Origin of the sequence: Echinicola strongylocentroti, assembly GCF_003260975.1 — a bacterium.
GTDB classification, from domain to species: domain Bacteria; phylum Bacteroidota; class Bacteroidia; order Cytophagales; family Cyclobacteriaceae; genus Echinicola; species Echinicola strongylocentroti.
Window position 1 is genome coordinate 1651984 of record NZ_CP030041.1, and the last position, 18286, is coordinate 1670269.

Genomic DNA, 18286 nt, shown 5'->3' on the forward strand with positions numbered 1-18286 from the left:
TTTCAATGCCGTTTAGTTTAAACCTGGGAGATGCATTAGCCTACCTATTGCTGTCTAAAATCAGCTCAAAATCAGCCGATTGGCTTTAGGTTTAGAAGGGATCCCGCCAAAATATACCCCTAAATCCCCTAAAGGGGACTTTCTGATTACCCTTTCAGAGGACGGGGGAGGTTTTGGGAACCGAAATTATCTTTTCCCATCTCGGTTAGACTTACTTTTCTGGCGGATTAGGCCATGCACAGGTCACTGTGATAAAAAAATCTTCTTCTTACTCTTCTACGACCCAGTAATTCAAATAACCGGAGGGTGTCTCCAACACCACTTTCAGCAACTTGGAGTCTAGCCCATCCAGCGACACCGCTGCCGCTTCATCATCGAGATTTACTGCGCCAAAATCCCAGTAGTTGTCAAGCCCTCCCTTTTGGAAATTATTGGAAGAGGCAATCCACACCCGGCCTTTCTCACCTTTTGCAAAAGCTTTCCATGTCAGCTTTAGGCTTTCCTTTGCACGATTCACCTCAAAGTCTGCCGCCGATACCTGCCCTACGAAAGAAACTCCGTCCAACTCCATCGCTTGGCCTTTAGGAAGCGAAAGCTCCAAATGATGGGCTATCGAGGGAAATATATCCACCATCTCTGGTTCGTTGTCCTTAAAGTACCCGTTGAGATTATCGGCATTGGTCGCTATCCATATGGCCCGTTCCCTTTCACTTTGTCCCCCATGTCCATCGCCGCTTTCTGTACGGCCATGATCTGTAGTGACCACCAGCATCCAGTCTTCCTCAAAATTGGCTTCTCTGTACTTTATGGCCTCCCAAATCCTTCCTATCTGAACATCGGCCTTCTTTACACCATCTATCATTTCGGGGCTATTGCCGTATTTGTGTCCCATATCATCCGAGTATTCTAGGTACACCCAAGCCAAATCCGGCCCTTCTTTTCTGACATGGGTAGCCGCCTCCTTGGATACCACTTCATCAATCAAATGGATAAACTCCCGCTGCTCATCATGTGGGAAATGAAGCGTGTCGATCTCCATTCCATCATAATAGTAATCAAACGAAAAATGCCCCGTGGCAGGCAAATTGGCGCCGACAAGCTTCGTCCGATTATCCAGCCACGTAGAGTATATGGCTGTTTTCTTGGATGGGTATGCTGTCTTAAACGCCCTAAAGATGGTGGGGTAATAATAATTGGGCTGTTTGATGGAGTTGCCCCAGACATTGTGTTTATTGGCCCAAGTGCCTGTAAGCAGGGAATTGTAACCTACCGCAGAAATAGTAGGTGTCTCACTATAGGTCTCCGGATCTCCGCCCATAATGGCCTTCGTAAATCCCCCTTCAGCAGCTACCGCATCGATATTGGGTGTATCCACCGTGTCGACCACATCTTTAGGGATGCCGTCCACGATGACAAAAAGTGCCTTTTTTGTCTTTTCTTGGCCCTGAACCTGCATTACCAACATCAGTAGTAGAATTGAAAGATAGGTTTTATTCATAGGTACTATTAATTTCATATCAAATATAGACTTATTTTCTAACCTGAGTTCGACTTATTATTGGTATTAAAATTCATTGCGAACCTGTCAATGGATTAATCACAAATTAACCTTTAACTTTAAATAAACATCCACCTACCACCTACCCGACATTAACCATGGCCAACCACAACAGCATTTCCGAAAGGGCAATTAAAGCCGCCCAAAGTAGTATGAGAGCCGACTTGGAAGTTTACTTTGAAGCCCTGGATAACCTCTACGACCCGACTGAAAATCCCCTAGGCACCTTCCCTTTAAATATGGCGGAAAATGTCCTGGGATGGCACCTGCTAAAGGATAAAATCCAAACCATCCAAGAAACCGTAAAAATCCCCGACTGGGCTTCCAAATACGGTAACACCCTGGGTGTGGATACTTTCCGGGAAACTGTCGCCCAGTTTCTCTCGGAATTTCATATCGGCTGCCCCGTGAGCAAAGACCATTTGGCTTTTTCTTCTGGCCTGACTTCGGCCATTGACCTCACTGCCTTTTTGCTTGCCGATCATGGCGACACAGCTATTTTTCCCGCTCCTGCCTACCCGGTCTACAAAAACGATATTGGTGCCATTCCGGGTATCAAACGCTTTGACCTGCATACCCACCATGCTATTGACGAGCTGAAAGACGGTATTCCCCTCACTATAAAACACTTGGACGAAACCCTTCACACTCTTACTGAAGCTGGAGAAGTATTCAAAATTTTGGTACTGACCAGCCCGGACAATCCCACTGGAACTGTTTATTCGCATAAGCAACTCCAAGAAATCACAGCATGGTGTATCGATCACAAGATCCACCTTATCGTCAATGAAATTTATGGGCTTTCACTCATTGACACGACGCACCCGGCCATAGCCGGTGATTACAAAAATCCGGAACTTTTTAGTTCGTTCGGAAAGATCATGGCCAAACGCCAAAGTCCTTATCTCCACCTTTGGTATTCATTCTCCAAGGATTTTGGCATTTCGGGTTTTCGGGTAGGCATGGTCCATTCCCATAATGAGACCTTTCTAAAAGCCTATGCCAACACCAATCTCACCCACTCGGTCTCCAACCACACCCAGTGGCTCCTACAATGCCTGCTGGAAGACAGAAACTTCATCGGAAATTATATCACCCACTACCAAAAAGAGCTGACCGATTGCTACGTAATGGTCGTCGCGTCACTGAAAAAACTCCAAATCCCCTATGTACCTTCACGCGGAAGTCTCTTCGTCTGGATAGACCTGTCCGCATGGCTTGCAGAAAACACCGATGAAGGCCAAAAGACCCTTTGGATGGACATTTATCAATCTACCGGGGTTCTCCTGACGCCAGGTGAAGGCTTTGGGCACCTCCAAAAGGGACATTTCAGATTGGTCATCTCCTCCCACACCAAAGCAGCCCTACAGGTAGCCATCCAACGACTGGAAGACTATCTTCAGCAAAATTAAGTGAGGTCAGGCCGAGCGGACCTGTCTATCCCCCCATAGCCGTCAGGCTAATGAATGTACGTTGTTGAAAACCTATATCCTTTATTGGTGTCTGTATTATTCACAAATGGCCTAGGGGGATTACAAATCCCCATTATCTCGGTTCGAGATTACAAATCTCGAACAGCTAAGTTCGTGTATTTGGGGCAGTTGGTGTGCTGATAGCAGCTTAAACCCGGAATATGCATTAGCCCTATCTGTTGCGACATGAAACTGCTTCAAAATCAGCCGTTTCACTTTAGTTTTCAGCATAACCGTAGCGGTGCTACGCTAATACCTCCAAACTAACTGATTTTCTTGCAATTTCAGCTCTCACTACGATTCCTAACGCATAATCTGGGTTAAACTGGCGGCTATGGTCTATCCTCCAGGTAGAGCCGAGGGTCTCCACTACCCTTCGACTCCGCTCAGGGTGACAAGCGTGTTGTACTTCCCCTAACTTATGAGCATTGCCCCCCTAAGGGGACTTTCTGATTATTCCTCCAGAGGATGGGATAATTTTAGAAAACCGAAATATGAGGTTACTAGGGATTGATCCAAATATCTTCATTGGTGACTGGCTTTATTTCTCCTGAAGCATCGAGAAAAACCTTTCTGGAAAGAGTTAGCTCTTTCACCAAGTCTCCATTTAGCTTTAAGCCCTTCTCATCCGCAGAAGACCATTGACTCAGGTGCCGTTTCAGTCCAGGACTGCCCCATCCTTCCGCAAAATAATGCAGTGTCGGTTCTTTCAGGCCTAGTTGGTCGACCCAGCGATAGAGCGCATTCATGGCGGCATTGTCACGCTTGCTTTTTGCTGCTTGCTTGAACTGATCGAAGAGATATGGCTCAGAGCGCAGGTACCGTTGCTTTTTTTCTTGGTACCGCTTGATCAGACGAGGCACCCATTTCACCAAAAAATAAAGCAATACGGCCACCAAGACAATCATGGCCGCCAGCTTCTCTGGGCTTAGCCCTAGGAAGGTCAACGGGGCTTTTTCTTCTGCCACAGCGGCTTCGGCTTTTTGGACAGTAAGCAATGAATCCTTTAAGGTCTCCAACATCCCCAAGTCGGGATTGGGCTTTACTTCGACTTTTACACTTGGGAGTGTGCGTTTATAGAGTTGCTGTTGATGGGGATTCCACCAAGTAAACACCATCTCGGGGATCTCCACCTCTCCTTCTTTTTCGAAAAGGTAGCGCGTCACCTCTGTCCGTACTGCACCGATGGCCGTTTTGGTACGGATATTCTGAATATCACTCCGACCGGGGTACTGGCTGACACCGGGAAGGCTGTCCCACGCTACAGGAGGGATCAGCTGTGGCACGGTGTTGTCCGCATTCCTGATGATCTTCCGCTGGATGACATCACCGACCTTGACATCTTTTAAGCTGCCGCTCCATTCCTGCCGCACACTCAAGCTACTGGAAACCAACCAACTGTTGATATTGAATCCGGGAGGAATCGGTCGGACCTTGATCACCCGTGCCTTGGTCGTTATGGTATGGGGCTTCCCCTTGTAGTCTCCATCTTTCGGAGATTCCACTTCTATTTCTACGGCGGGAAATTGCACATCCTTATTGGCAAAGGGAAAAACATTATAGATCATTTCTACCCCCGGGTAGGTTTTCCCATTTTTGGAAGTACTGGTGCTGACATTACGAAAGAAAACGGTATAGGCTCCGTTTACTTTTATATTGCCCGGATCCACGCCTTTGGTAAACCAGGTGGACGTGTAGACGCGAACAGTAACCTGTACGGGCTCTCCCACATATGCTGTGCTCTTATTCAGCTGCACTTCACTCCAAAGGGTCTGTCCTGAAACAGGAAGCACCAAACAACAAAATGCCAGCACACACAAGCATCTTGCACGCCAAGAGTTATCGGTCTGCCTCTCGTGTCTCTCCCAGCCAAGGAACTTTGTAAGCCTCCCCAAGCCACTCTTACGGATTGCGTTCATATATAGGCTACCAGCTTTTCTCATTGGGATCAGGTTTCATTTTTTTGCGCTTCACCTCGAATTCAAATTTCTTTTGTAAAAACCGAGCTGGATCATCGTCGATTTTACGGAGCAGGACTTCTTGGTTATCATCGGACTTGCCGGCCATCTTCAGGTCATCAGGCACTTCGTCCAGCTCCTTGGCGGTTCTGGTACCCGTGGTGGCGGTCTCCGACAAGCGTTCTTTCTCCATGTCTTTTTTGGTTGCTTCCTGTCCTCCTCCACTGAGGTCCTCCATGCTTTTGTTTTGTTTGGTTTTGGCAGGGCCATTTTCCGCCTGTTCCTCTGCTTGGGAAGGATCGATTTTGCCACCGCCAGACAGCACCTTGTCCAGTTGCATTTTGCTGTCTTGGGCCACTTTTAACCCAGGATCTTGGGACGCTGCCATCCCGAATGCCATCTGTGCCGCAGCATAATCCCCGTTTTTGAAATAGGCCAATCCCAAGTTATAGGCACCTATGGCACTGGTATCTTGGCTGAAGGCCTGAATCGCTTCCTCATAATCTCCTGCTTTGTAAAAGGCCACGCCTTGGCGGAGGGGATTGTCATATAGTTTTGCCGCTACTTCAAAATCTCCCGCATTGCTTTTTTTCTGAGCCTGGTAATCCCTCGTGTACCATAGATCGGCAAAGTGCTCCACGGGCTGTTTTTGACCACAGGAGCTGAGCATTATCACCAAGCAAAACACTACCCATCCCCTACGAAACCACATCAACAAAATGAGCGCCGCCGGAATGACCAACAATAAGCCTGCATCCCTCCACTCGTCTTTCTTTTCTTCTGGCTGTTCGGTGAATTTCAGGTTTTCACGGACATCTTTGGCGATCAATTCCACGTCACTGTTGTCCAAGGTCAGGGCATGCACAGCACTGTTTTCGAGGGAATTGATCTGTCCAAGTACTGCGGAATTTAATGAAGAATGCACGGGATTGCCGTCGGCCTTTAGCACACCTTTTCCTGAAAATGCGGGCACATCACTTCCCGAAGGAGTATTCACCGGCATGATTTCCAGTTTACGGTTTCCGGCACCTACAAATTCCTGCACCAGGTCAAAATCTCCCCCTACAAAATCATCCGAAAACAACAGCACTGTACCCGGAGCCGAGGTCACACTCATAAGACTATCGGCCAAGACCAATGCGCTAGAGAGATCGGATCCCCTGAAAGGCATCACCTTGGGAGATAATGTTTCGATATGGCTTTTGATGATTTTGTAATCCCGGGTCAGTGGCACTATGGTGTGCGCCGTTCCTGCATAGCCCACCAGTGCCACACGTGCTCCAGGCCCTGCATCCAAGAAATCGGTTATTTTAAATTTTGCCCGCTCTAGACGGCTGGGCTGAATGTCATCGGCCATCATGCTTTGGGACAGGTCGAGCAGGATCACCATGGGCGTTTCGAGCACTTGACCGGGCAGCTCTACTTTTTTCCAAGTCGGCCCGGCCAACCCTAGGACGCCTAAGCCCAGCACCGTCATCAACAACAGGTGCATCAACAGCTTCACCCGACCGCTGCCTTTACTGATCATATAAGGGCGAAGATGAGGGGCAATGTGCTTTTTCCAGCTACTTTGCTCACGCAAATTGGCCAGGCCTAGCAAAAGCAAGGCCACCACTCCGGCAAAACCCCAAAGCAGCTGTGGCCTCAAGAAGTGAAAGGCTCCCCAATCTATCGGAAACAAGTCATCAAACATCCCCATCTTTATTCATTCCATTTTTTATTACACTCACCAGGTTATTCAGCAAACTGCCCATGAATATCAACATCATAGCTACCGCCAAAGGATACATGTACAGCAAGGTCACGGGGCGATGTTCCTCTTCTTCGTACTCGATCGGCTCCAGCGTATCCACTACTTGGTAGATTTTTTGTAACTGCTCCGCGTCTTTGGCGAGAAAATACCTTCCGCCCGTCATTTCCGCTATTTGCTGCAAGGTCTTCTCATCTAGGTCCGATCCGGAATCGCCGGGATTACCGATGCCAATGGTATAGATGATCACCGAGTCCTGTTTGGCCATGTCTGCCCCATCCAGTGGCAGCACATCCGTCCCTGCATCCACACCGTCTGTCAGCAATAACATCACCTTGGTCTTGATCGTATCCTGATCAAACATATCAATGCCTTTCGTGATGGCCTTTCCGATATGGGTCATCTGTCCCGCCATGCCCACATCAGCTTCCTCCAGCATCTGATCCACCGTGCCCAGATCAGGAGTAAAGGGCGCTTGGACATAGGCATTGGTCGCAAAAAAAACCAAGCCCATTCGGTCCCCTTTTCGTTTTTCAATAAAATCATGCATTAGGGACTTTACCGCATCCCATCTTCTTACTTTTTCACCTTTTACCTCCCAGTCCTTTTGGGCCATACTGAATGAAATATCTGCGGTGATCAGAAAATTCCTCGACGTTTTCACTTTCATTTGGGGCTCTCCCACGAGCTGGGGCGAAGAAAGGGTCATCACCACCAGTACCCATCCCAAAATCAATATCAGCCAATTGAAAAAATTACGTCTTTTGACCAATGCCGACCGCCGTGGCTTGTCTCCCGTATAATCCAAGGCCTTTTCAAACCCGGGATATTGCAGCGATGGGCTTTTTATCCGCAGTGGAGGCAGGATAAAAAACAGCAGTATGGGCAATGGCAACAGCCAAAACATCCAAGGATAGCCGATTTCGAAATTAGCGGGTAACATGATCCTTGATCCATTTTTTAGTGTTGGTAATAATGGCCGTCTTTACTTGCTCTTCAGGCAGTTCATCTTGGTAAATCAGCCGATCGATCCGCTCCTGTAGCGCCACGAAGCCGACCCCTCGGGCTTTCTTGTCCAAAAAGGTGTACCAAGACTTTCCGTACATTTGTCCTACCCTGTCTCGTCCGTAAGCATGCATGGCTGTGCGCTTCAGCAACACGAAACTGTACAATAGGGGACGCTTTCCACTGGCCACATTTTCCAGTTCTGCCAGGGCTTCCCGGCGGTACCGGTTTTTATGATAGACCCGCACCTGCAAAACCACCAACACCACACCCCCAACAACACCAACCCACCTAAAATAGGCCAGCCAATGGTCTCAAAAGTAAAGGGCACCGCCTCCGGTTCCTGCAGAGGCCCCAGCTTAAGCCCAGCAGCGATTTGTGCCAATGAATCGGTGGCCAACGTATCTTGTCTTACCATCATCTTCATCGCTTTCCTCTTTTAAAATACGCTTTGATTTGGCTTTCGATTGGTGCTACCGTATCCACACTGAAGACAGGTATCTTATGTTTTTTTAAAGTCGCCTCAAAAGCCGTTAGATCCGTATCAAAACCTTCTTCAAATTGCTTTTGTAAATGCTTTTTACGGCCATCGATGCTCACTTGGTACTGCTGGTCTCCTGCGACAAATTTTGATTTGGGAATCTCCCGCTCCATGGGGTCAAACACCTTGGCCACTACCACATCATTGTGCTGGGCGATTTGTTTGAGGTACTTGATAGTCTGGGGAGAATAGCGGTGAAAATCACCAATAAAGAACACTAAAAAATCGTGGGTAACGATATTCCTGATACGAGCAACGACCTCCTTGAGCGCCATATCAAAATCAATCGCCTGGGAAGTAGCCAACTCATGGTTTCTAGAAACAATTTTCTCCAATAAACGAAGAATATTTTTACGATCTCGCTTAGGAAAAACAATGTCTATTCCCTCATCTGCAAAGACCACTCCGCCCACGCGATCACCTTCCTTGAGTACCCGGAAGGCTAGCATTGCGGCAAGTTCAGCAGCCACCACCGCCTTGGTACGCTTTTGGGAACCAAAAAACATGGATTTTGACTGGTCCACCACTATTAATGCCGGTTTTTCTTTTTCTTCGGTAAAGACCCGCGTGTGCGTTTGCTGTGTTCGAGCAGTGACTTTCCAATCGATATTGCGAATATCATCTCCCTTTACATAATTCCTTACCTCCTCAAAATCCAATCCCCTGCCCCTGAGCTTGGAGGCATGTTTGCCTGCCAAAATGGTGTTTACTTTCTGCTTTCTGGCCTGAAGGCTAAAATGATGCGCCAGGTACTCCATCCTCACCAACTCTTCCAGGGAGGTGAATACATCTTTGGGGTATTTCTGTTGACTACTGGCCATAAGGACGTTTTATGCTACCACGGCGACTTTACCGATCAATTCCTCCAACACCTTGTCCGCTGTCACGCCTTCTGCATTGGCTTCATAGCTTAGGATCAAGCGATGGCGCAAGCAGTCGTACACCACTGCACGGATATCCTCGGGGGTGACATGGTCCCGTCCTTCCATCCAAGCATGGGTCCTAGAAGCCCTGTCTATGGCGATGCTTCCTCTTGGGCTGGCACCAAACTCAATCCAGCTATCCAATTCTTCGCTGTATTTTTTCGGGTACCGACTGGCGGAGATAATATCCACAATGTACTTTTCCATGGCTTCTGAAATCTTCACTGTGGCGATTTCCTGCCTTGCCGTAAAAATCACCTCAGGGCTCAGCCGTTCCTTTTCTTCCCCAGTGGTCTTTTTCTGCTCCTCCCTATTGAGCCGGAGAATGGCCAGCTCGGCAGCATCATCTGGATAGTCAATGATCACGTGCATCAGAAAACGGTCCATCTGGGCTTCGGGAAGTGGGTAAGTTCCTTCCTGCTCCACGGGGTTTTGGGTGGCCATGACCATAAACAGCGGATCCATGGCATAGGTCTTCCCAGCTACCGACACCTGTCGCTCTTCCATGGCTTCGAGCAAGGCCGACTGCACCTTGGCAGGGGCACGGTTGATCTCATCGGCCAAGATCAGGTTATTGAAAATCGGGCCTTGTTGGAAAACAAATTTCTCCTTTAGCTCAGGTTGGTAAATCTCCGTCCCGGTAATATCAGAAGGCAACAAGTCCGGTGTAAACTGTATTCTGCTCAGTCCACAGTCAAGTTCTTTGGAAAGGGTCTTGATCGCCCGTGTTTTGGCCAAGCCCGGCAAGCCTTCCAAAAGCATATTGCCATCGGCCAACAACACCAAAATGATCCTATCGATCAGCGTATCCTGCCCGATAATGGAAGCTGACATCCGTGTCTTAAGTTCCTTTATTGATTCATTTGCTGTCATGTAGTGCGTACTGGTTATTGGTGATTGAGTGATTGGTGATTGGATAGGCGCTCCACGGCCCATAAACTTCCGTGGCCTTACTGCTCCCTCATGTTTCTTGGACAGTAAAGCTATCGGCATTCGCTATTCACCAAAGGTAAAATGGGGCAGCTACATAGGAACTGCCCCATTAAAAAAAGGTTGTATTTGAATCGGCAGCTCCCTAGTTTCTAGGAGGCGTTGCCATTTGCTGTACTACTTTATCTATGGACAGAGAAGACCCTGTCTGAGGAGGAAACTCCTTAAACGTAGATAAAAACTCCGCAGCGTAGCGCTGTGCCGGCACAAAGAGCCACATATTCTCTCCATACCACTTCACATACATTCTAGAATCGGGAGAGACCTCATAAGGATCTGCTCTTAAATTCACAATAAGTGGCCAACTAGGCGATTTTCTATAAGCTTGTGAAATATCACCTTCCATGATGGTAAAATGAACCTTCCACATGCCATAACGAATGGCATTCAAGTTAGCACCTGCGTCAAAATAAAAGATTTCCTTTCTAGGAGACTCTTCTACTTCACCTTTGAAAAACGGCATCATATTGTAGCCATCCAAGTGTTGCTTAAAGGTCTTTCCATTGGCTTGGTAGCCGTTCTTTACTTTTTCTTTGATATCCGGCTCACCGGCAGCTGCCAAAATAGTTGGCATCATGTCCTCATGACTAAAGATATCATTATAAACCGTACCCGGCTCGATCACTCCTGGCCAGCGGATTGCGGTAGGAACACGGAAGCCACCTTCCCAAGTGGTTCCTTTTTCACCTCTAAAAGGAGAGCTGCCACCATCAGGCCACGTAACTTTCTCTGCACCGTTATCCGTAGAATACATCACGATGGTATTATCAGTAATGCCCAACTCGTCCAGTTTGTCGAGAATTCTCCCTACAGCCTTGTCATGCTCTACCATACCGTCAGGGTATATCCCAATTCCAGTCACGCCATCACTTTCCTCTTTCAGGTGCGTCCAAATATGCATACGCGTAGCACTCAACCAAACAAAGAAAGGCTTGCCATCGGCATGGGCTTTTTCGATAAATTCGATCGCAGCGTCTTCAAACTCTTCATCGACCGTTTCCATTCGCTCTTTGGTCAATGGGCCCGTATCTTCGATGCTGCCGTCAGCAGTACTGTGGATCACTCCCCTTGGACCAAACTTCTTCCTGAATTCTGGATCTTTGGGGTAATAATATCCTTCCGGCTCCTCTTCAGCGTTCAGGTGGTACAGGTTACCAAAAAACTCATCAAAACCGTGGTTGGTCGGCAAGTGTTCATCTTGATCGCCTAGGTGATTTTTACCAAATTGGCCCGTAGCATAGCCCTGTGGCTTGAGGAGATCGGCAATAGTAGGCTGGGATTCTTGGATCCCGTGGCTATCTCCAGGCATTCCGATTGTGAGTAACCCTGTTCTGAATGGGTGCTGACCAAGGATAAACGCCGCTCTTCCCGCAGTACAGGATTGCTGGCCGTACCAGTCCGTAAATACAGCTCCTTCATTGGCTATTCGGTCGATGTTAGGTGTCTTGTACCCCATCATGCCATTATTATTAAAGCCCACATTGGACCAACCAATGTCATCACCCCAGATCACCAGGACATTGGGCTTCTCCTGCGCTTCTGCTATTTGCCAGCTACTGGCCGCCAAAAAGCAAGTCACTAAAATTTTCTTAAACATACATCATAGAATTAATTGTAAATAAATAAGGGTTCAGCTTTACATGTTGATTGAGATGAGAAGTTAACCATTATCAATTCTACGATTGCGAGAAATCACCAATCGACTGCCAATATTTACCAATTTTGGCAAAAATCAGCTATATGGAATTATTACCAAAACAATTAAAAAATCAATATCAAAATTGTGCAACAGTACTTTATAACCTGAGTTCGGCTTATTGTAAGTAGTAAAAACGTCATAGCGGACGCAGTAAAAAATGCCGTTATTCCGACAGCTATGCTGCAGAACCACTAGCATTGAGTTTGTAACTCAATAGGGGGCATAGGAAGCCTGTTGAGCTTCATCGAATGCCCTATTTTTATTTGTTGTTCTTTTTTTACGGTTTTGTAACTGGATTGAAGAAACACCCGATCCTATAATACTCCGGGGATCAAACTTCCCAAATGGGAGCCAAATGCCAAGATCAAACAAGAGATCACCGCCCCTATGCTAATGGCAATAAAAGAAGACGCTCGTGGCAACTTAAAAATATAGGCCGCAATGGTCCCCATGTATACCCCCGTAAAAGGCAGCGGTATCATCACAAACATCATCAAACCCCAAAACCCATATTTTTGGATTTTGTCGCCTACACCACTCTTGGCTCGGCGCATCAGTTTTACTGACTGGCTTTTATACATGCGGTACTTCCATAGTCGGTTATTAAAATTATCAATCAAAAACATCATGATCGGAAATACCAGCAAATTCGCAATAAGCCCTACTCCAAGGGCCGTCAGGGGATGGAGGCCATTGAGCACTCCGTATGGTATCCCTACCCTGGATTCCCCAAAAGGAGAAATGCTCAATAAAAAGGTATGTATTATTATATTAATCATTATTGTCGTTTAAATATATAGTAAGAAATCACTTCCTGTCCGTACCCTATCGTTCGCTACCTTATCAATAGGGTATACACTAAAACCAAATTGTAAATTACAGGAAGTCCGTCAAGAAATTAGATGGACATAATATGGTGGAGCCCGTCCAGAAAAATGAGGCACTACGCCTGATCTCAAAGATACTTTTCTTACTGGCTTATAGGCACTAAAAAAAGTCTGGTACCCTATGTTAAAATCTACTGACTGTAGGAAAAATGTTTTGCCGGGATGCTGTTCGTTATCCCCCAAACAACTCGCCGCCCTGGCAGACCTTGCCTGAACATAGCTCCCTGCAATGGCGGTATTATCACCATTGGCCCTTAGTACTGTTTTCTCCACCGCTTTTGCCACAGAAGCCGCTTCCATTTCCCCCATGAAAATGGTAAAGGCCACTAGGCAAAATAAAAAGAAAACAATCTTGGAGCATTTATTCATTGGTGCGAATGTAGATACATTTATTAGATTTTGGTACAAAAACCAAAACTCTTATACGGGAAAGTTGATTTCAAGTTTGGTGCCAAAAGTAAAAATCATGACACCATGGCCATTTTTATAAGCAATAATCCTTTTATGTCAGTCTCTGTAACATCAAAGAAAGAAGCCAAGCCCATCGGTCCAGCTATTTTGGAATGTCGACGGGCTTGGCCTCCTTGGGATGCTATCTCTTTTAGGACAATGCCTCTTTCCGTACTTTTTCTACCTCATCTGGCGCAATCGGCAGCGGAGTACCCAATAGATCAGCACCTGAATCCGTAATGACAAAATCCTCCTCTACCCGGATTCCTCCAAAGTCACGGTAAGTATCCAGCTTATTGTAATCGATAAAATCCTTGAATTTGCCTTCGGCCTTATACATATCGATCAATTCAGGGATAATATAAATCCCCGGCTCCACTGTAATGACATTATTTGACTCCAGTGCTTTGCCCAGCCGAAGTGACTTCAGGCCAAACTCGGAGGATTTTTTTAGCTCGGGCGTATAGCCTACATATTGCTCACCGAGGTTTTCCATATCGTGCACATCCAGCCCCATCATGTGCCCAAGTCCGCACTGAAAAAACATGGTATGCGCTCCTGCTGCCACCGCTTCTTTGGCATCGCCTTTCATCAGTCCTACTCCTTTCAACCCTTCTACCAAAGTCTCTGCCGCCAATAGATGGACATCCAAGAAACGTTTACCCGGGCGAAGGGATTCCACTGCCGCCCGATGAGCATTATAGACGATTTCGTATAGCTCCCTTTGCCGTGCATCAAACTTGCCGCTAACAGGGAAGGTCCTCGTCATATCGCCTGCATAAAACTCCGTGGATTCTGCTCCTGAGTCAAACAACATGATATCTCCCTCCTTCAGCGTATTGCCATAATAATGATTGTGCAAAGTCTGCCCATTGATCGTAGCTATCGGGGGAAAAGACAGGGAGGCATTATACGACCTGGCCACGCTCGTAGCCACGGCTACCAACTCATATTCCTTCATTCCAGCTCTGGCCGCTTTCATCACTGCTAGGTGAACGGCAGAAGTCCTGCTCACTGCTTCATCCATTTCGGCCAGCTCCTCGGACGATTTAATATTACGCTGCTTGGCCACTGCCTGAATCAACTTCACTGAAGGCATGCTTTCCACCTCCTCTATAGATTTGCCCAACAATTCACGAAGCTTCAGCACATGCTCTCCCCTGTAAGGAGGAAGGATATGACAGTCTGCTTTGATAAAATCAGCCAACTTTCTCAGTGGCGCCGTGTTCACCACACCGACTTGCTCACCAAGCTCGGCGATAGTTGGCTGTGGCCCGGTCCATACGATATCGTCTATTTCATAATCGTCTCCGAAAATATAATCCTTGTCCGCATCACAGTCGATCACTCCTACCAATCCTGGCAGAGAAATCCCAAAGTAATATAAAAAGGTACTGTCCTGTCTGAAGGGATACCAGTTATGGTCAAAATTGATGCTTGCTTCATCGTTTCCTAAAAAAAGCAATTGGCCCTTGCCCATTTCAGCTCTGAGTTTGGCCCTTCTTTCTTGATAAATCTCTTTCTTGAACATTATATGTGGGTAGGTTAAATTTGATATCCTACAAATGTCCGAAAGTATTTGGACAAACAAAAAAAGAAGGCTGTTATTGGTTATCGGGTTACTGGTGTGTTGGGTTATAGAGTTACTAGGTTATTGGGAATCTACAGTCTATTTTCATAGATCGGAGTTTAAACCCGGGTTCAATGCCGTTTAGTTAAGGGTATTCCCTTCTTTTCATGTACCTAAAAGTCCTTTTTTTTGATTGACTTTGGCTGGGGAAACCTGATCATCTTGGTGGATTTTATCCTTTTCCTTTTTTCCCCCGAAAGCCTTCGGGGCAGGCTATTGATGAAAAAAGAAAGAAAAAAATCTAGGCCGGTGGTCTGCCTTTTAAAATGGAACATGGATTTACCCTGCGACCGAGATCCGTCACCCATTTTAATTTCCACCCGATGGCTACGACCTAAAAGTGAGTGGGGCTCGCTGTTCCACGACGCGAGCCAACTCCCTTTCTTAACGGCCTCCACCATCGGCTGGAAAACAGGCATACCAAGGGCCGTCATAAGGAAGCGATACCTTTTTTGGCTCAGGCGGGCTTATAGTTCTCGCTCAACTTGGTTTCTTAAGAAAATATACCACTACATGGAATAATGATGATAATTTATCCATAAGAAACTTATTAATCGGATCCGCCTTGCAGGTATTGGGCGTTAAGAAATTAAAAAGCGGGTGGGCAAAAAGGCAGGCTTGTTTGACGAAATATTAGCCAAAAAGAATGTTGGCAGCTAAAGAAGGTACCTGGCTTTAGATAGGCCTGCTTGGCTTTAGACAGGAGGAGTTTGCCTGCATGAGGGAAGGTTTTAATTTTAGGCCAATAGATGCACAGCGGCGGGTTTTTTTGGTTACTTTTTTGACCTGAAGCAAAAAAGTAACAAAGGTAAAGGGATGAAAACCACCTAGGAATTTAGCTAGAAAAAATAACTGACCAAGGAAAAAATATAGAACCCATATTTTCCAGATACACACTAACTAAACGGCATTGAACCCGGGTTAAAAAGAAAAATCGTACTGCACCCTGACGCGCCAGTCATTGGCTTCTAGGTTCAGGGACATATCATCGAAATCAAACAAGGTCACATCAGCAGTAAGTTTATTCAGGTGACCGTTAAAAAAGCAATTCACTGCTAACGTATATTCCTCTTCACTATTATCGGGAAGACTAAGCTCCGGCTGGTAATAAGCATAGCGTCCGGCCACTTCCAAAAGCGGTTTTCTTGTTCCTACTGCGCCGTTATTGACGACATAACCACCCTGCAAATAGAAACCTGCCAAGTGACCGGTATCTTCACTCAACCTGTCATTGATCCGCTTTCGATGGTATTCACTTTGCCAGCTGAAGGCCTTGTATTTGAGGGCTGTTTCCAACACCCATTGGTCTACATTGTACTGTCCAGGCTCACCACCTTCATACCCAAGTAATTCCCCTCCTCCGCTAGATGAAAAACGGGTGTATGGGCTGGTATTGGTCGCACCTGCCAGGGCAATAGACGCTTGTGGTTTTTCGTGATAGCTGAGATCAGTTCCTGAGATCGAAGGACCATCTCCCAAGAAGTTCCAAAACACTTTACCTACATACATGAGTTTTTTATCATCATTCTCTCTTGCTCCACGCCCCATCCCGGTCAAGGCTGCCAAGTGATAGTTGAAATCCACCAGACCACCTTCGTCTATCCTGCCATATATGGAAGCTCCCTGCTGACGGTCGATGGTAAATGGCCTGTTGATCAAAGAGCGCTCCAGCATCTGCTGCTTTCCACTGGAGATGGATCGCTCCCTGGTATATTCCATCTTCCACTGCCCAACCTTAAAGCTCAGCCAAGGCCATTTTTCCACCATCACACGAAAGTCCAACAACCTGCTTGCTCCCAGTTCATATTCAAAATAATATTTTAACCAAGGCTGATAGGCATGCCCTCCCACCTTAAGACGTGCCCGGTTGATCTTGAACACGTGTTGGTTAGGGGCACTGTAATCGTCAAAGGTCAACGGATCCTGATCAGACGAAAAGGCATACCTAAACTGTAACCTTCCGGCTATCTGCAACTGGAATTTATTATCTGGAGTAGTAAATTGGAATCCTTTGGATGTATGTTTGATATCCACCCCAACCGAATCTGATGTCGTCGTCTGTGCAGAAATGGGTACAGCAAACCCTAGCCATACACAGACAGCAACACACAGTTTGCCCATGTCCATAAAGCGATTTTCTTTTTTTCTAAATTTAATCATTCGGAACATTTAATCGACCCGGCTCCTTGCATTTCCAGATCAATTAAATGTTAATTTGTGATAGGCCTATCACAAAATAATTGGCCGCAAAAGTACCTCATTCCTTTCTAACTGGTCATACGTCAAAGTTAACTTTTTGTTAACAATCACAACGCAAGGTAACAATTGGTTAATCTTTATTCAAAAAACCTTTTTCTTAAAAATCTATTCATGGCGCTATTACTGCTGAGTTCCACCTTTTTTTTTATCTTTGTCCAGTGAAAACCAAAACTATTTCCTTAACAAAATCTACACAACATGCCCGAGGTTAAACTCTTTGCCGGAACCAACACAAAAAAACTGGCAGACTCCATTGCAGGAAATTACGGACAAGAATTGGGAGCGATGACGCTTTCTAAGTTTAGCGATGGGGAAATGTCACCCAGCTTTGATGAATCCGTCAGGGGATGTCACGTGTTTTTGATCCAATCTACCAACCCCAATGCGGACAACCTATTGGAGCTTTGCCTAATGATAGATGCCGCTAAACGAGCAAGTGCCTATAAGGTCTGCGCAGTGGTACCTTATTACGGATATGCGCGTCAGGACCGAAAAGACCGTCCACGTGTATCCATCGCGGCCAAGCTAATTGCCAATATGATCATGTCCGCAGGTGCTGACAGGATCATGACCTGTGACCTTCATGCAGGACAAATCCAAGGATTTTTCGACATTCCTTTGGATCATTTGAATGGATCAGCTATTTTTGTGCCCTATTTGAAAAGCTTGGACTTGGGCGACAACCTGATCTTCGCTTCCCCTGATGTGGGAGGAGTGAGCAGGGCAAGGGCTTACGCCAAGCATTTCGAGGTAGACATGGTGGTCTGCGACAAGCACCGTAAACGTGCCAATGAGGTCGCTTCCATGCAAGTCATCGGGGAAGTAGAAGGGAAAGACGTAGTATTGGTAGATGACTTAGTGGACACCGCAGGAACGATGTGTAAGGCAGCCGAAATCCTTCTTGACAAAGGAGCCAATTCTGTCAGGGCGATCGCAACACACGGTGTCTTGTCTGGAAAAGCCTATGAAAATATTGAGAATTCCAAATTGTCCGAACTGGTCATTACCGATACCATTCCGATCAAAAAAGAGTCTTCAAAAATAAAAGTCATGACTGTGGCAGAATTATTTGCCAAAGCCATCCATGCAGTGACCGGAAATGATTCGATCAGTGCGCTATTTGTTTAGCATTTCTTATTTATCACATATTTAATATACAAAAAC

General features: G+C 46.4%; 15 protein-coding genes. 2 read left to right on the plus strand and 13 right to left on the minus strand.

The genetic code is table 11. The features are described 5' to 3' along the window. Nucleotides 1-268: 268 nt before the first annotated feature. On the minus strand, nt 269-1498 hold the full coding sequence (locus DN752_RS06060; protein ID WP_112783120.1) for an alkaline phosphatase family protein: 1230 nt from the start codon (nt 1496-1498) through the stop codon (nt 269-271). Nucleotides 1499-1656: 158 nt separating this feature from the next. On the opposite strand from DN752_RS06060, the gene DN752_RS06065 reads away from it, so the two are divergent. Continuing rightward, entirely contained in the window at nt 1657-2970 is a 1314-nt protein-coding gene (locus DN752_RS06065; RefSeq protein WP_112783121.1) for an aminotransferase class I/II-fold pyridoxal phosphate-dependent enzyme, read from the plus strand. Nucleotides 2971-3533: 563 nt separating this feature from the next. Here the strand turns inward: DN752_RS06065 and DN752_RS06070 are convergent. The 12 genes from DN752_RS06070 to DN752_RS06130 form a co-directional block, all read right to left on the minus strand. Continuing rightward, the gene (locus tag DN752_RS06070; protein WP_112786444.1) at nt 3534-4949 is read right to left on the minus strand and encodes a BatD family protein; all 1416 of its coding nucleotides are present in this window, start codon (nt 4947-4949) and stop codon (nt 3534-3536) included. Between the two features lie 7 nt (nt 4950-4956). Continuing rightward, nucleotides 4957-6687, minus strand: coding sequence for a VWA domain-containing protein (locus tag DN752_RS06075; RefSeq protein ID WP_245949475.1), 1731 nt, complete (start codon nt 6685-6687; stop codon nt 4957-4959). Next, the gene (locus tag DN752_RS06080; protein WP_112783122.1) at nt 6674-7681 is read right to left on the minus strand and encodes a VWA domain-containing protein; all 1008 of its coding nucleotides are present in this window, start codon (nt 7679-7681) and stop codon (nt 6674-6676) included. The genes DN752_RS06075 and DN752_RS06080 overlap by 14 nt, the downstream gene beginning before the upstream one ends. After that, complete coding sequence (locus DN752_RS06085) at nt 7668-8012, minus strand: DUF4381 domain-containing protein (RefSeq protein WP_211324174.1); 345 nt, start codon at nt 8010-8012, stop codon at nt 7668-7670. The genes DN752_RS06080 and DN752_RS06085 overlap by 14 nt, the downstream gene beginning before the upstream one ends. A 154-nt stretch (nt 8013-8166) precedes the next feature. Beyond that, nucleotides 8167-9105, minus strand: coding sequence for a DUF58 domain-containing protein (locus DN752_RS06090; RefSeq protein ID WP_112783123.1), 939 nt, complete (start codon nt 9103-9105; stop codon nt 8167-8169). A gap of 9 nt (nt 9106-9114) precedes the next feature. Next, nucleotides 9115-10080 carry an AAA family ATPase gene (locus DN752_RS06095; RefSeq protein WP_112786446.1) on the minus strand — a complete coding sequence of 322 codons (966 nt, stop codon included), beginning with the start codon at nt 10078-10080 and terminating at the stop codon, nt 9115-9117. Nucleotides 10081-10282: 202 nt separating this feature from the next. Beyond that, a complete protein-coding gene (locus tag DN752_RS06100) occupies nt 10283-11794 on the minus strand; it encodes an arylsulfatase (RefSeq protein ID WP_112783124.1) in 1512 nt (503 codons plus the stop codon). Between the two features lie 416 nt (nt 11795-12210). Further along, nucleotides 12211-12675 (minus strand): COG2426 family protein, encoded by a 465-nt coding sequence (locus tag DN752_RS06105; protein WP_112783125.1) that lies wholly within the window; start codon nt 12673-12675, stop codon nt 12211-12213. Between the two features lie 111 nt (nt 12676-12786). Beyond that, on the minus strand, nt 12787-13152 hold the full coding sequence (locus DN752_RS06110; protein ID WP_162633138.1) for a hypothetical protein: 366 nt from the start codon (nt 13150-13152) through the stop codon (nt 12787-12789). A gap of 232 nt (nt 13153-13384) precedes the next feature. Next, nucleotides 13385-14764: an aminopeptidase P family protein gene (locus tag DN752_RS06120; RefSeq protein WP_112783128.1), complete on the minus strand. Its 1380-nt coding sequence runs from the start codon at nt 14762-14764 to the stop codon at nt 13385-13387. Nucleotides 14765-14976: 212 nt separating this feature from the next. Next, nucleotides 14977-15282, minus strand: a complete 306-nt coding sequence (locus tag DN752_RS24405; RefSeq protein ID WP_162633139.1) for a hypothetical protein — start codon at nt 15280-15282, stop codon at nt 14977-14979. Nucleotides 15283-15784: 502 nt separating this feature from the next. Beyond that, nucleotides 15785-17023, minus strand: coding sequence for an OprO/OprP family phosphate-selective porin (locus tag DN752_RS06130; protein ID WP_245949476.1), 1239 nt, complete (start codon nt 17021-17023; stop codon nt 15785-15787). A 297-nt stretch (nt 17024-17320) separates the two neighbouring features. Between DN752_RS06130 and DN752_RS06135 the strand changes: the two genes are divergently transcribed. Further along, entirely contained in the window at nt 17321-18250 is a 930-nt protein-coding gene (locus DN752_RS06135) for a ribose-phosphate pyrophosphokinase (protein ID WP_112783130.1), read from the plus strand. The last annotated feature ends 36 nt before the right edge of the window (nt 18251-18286 follow it).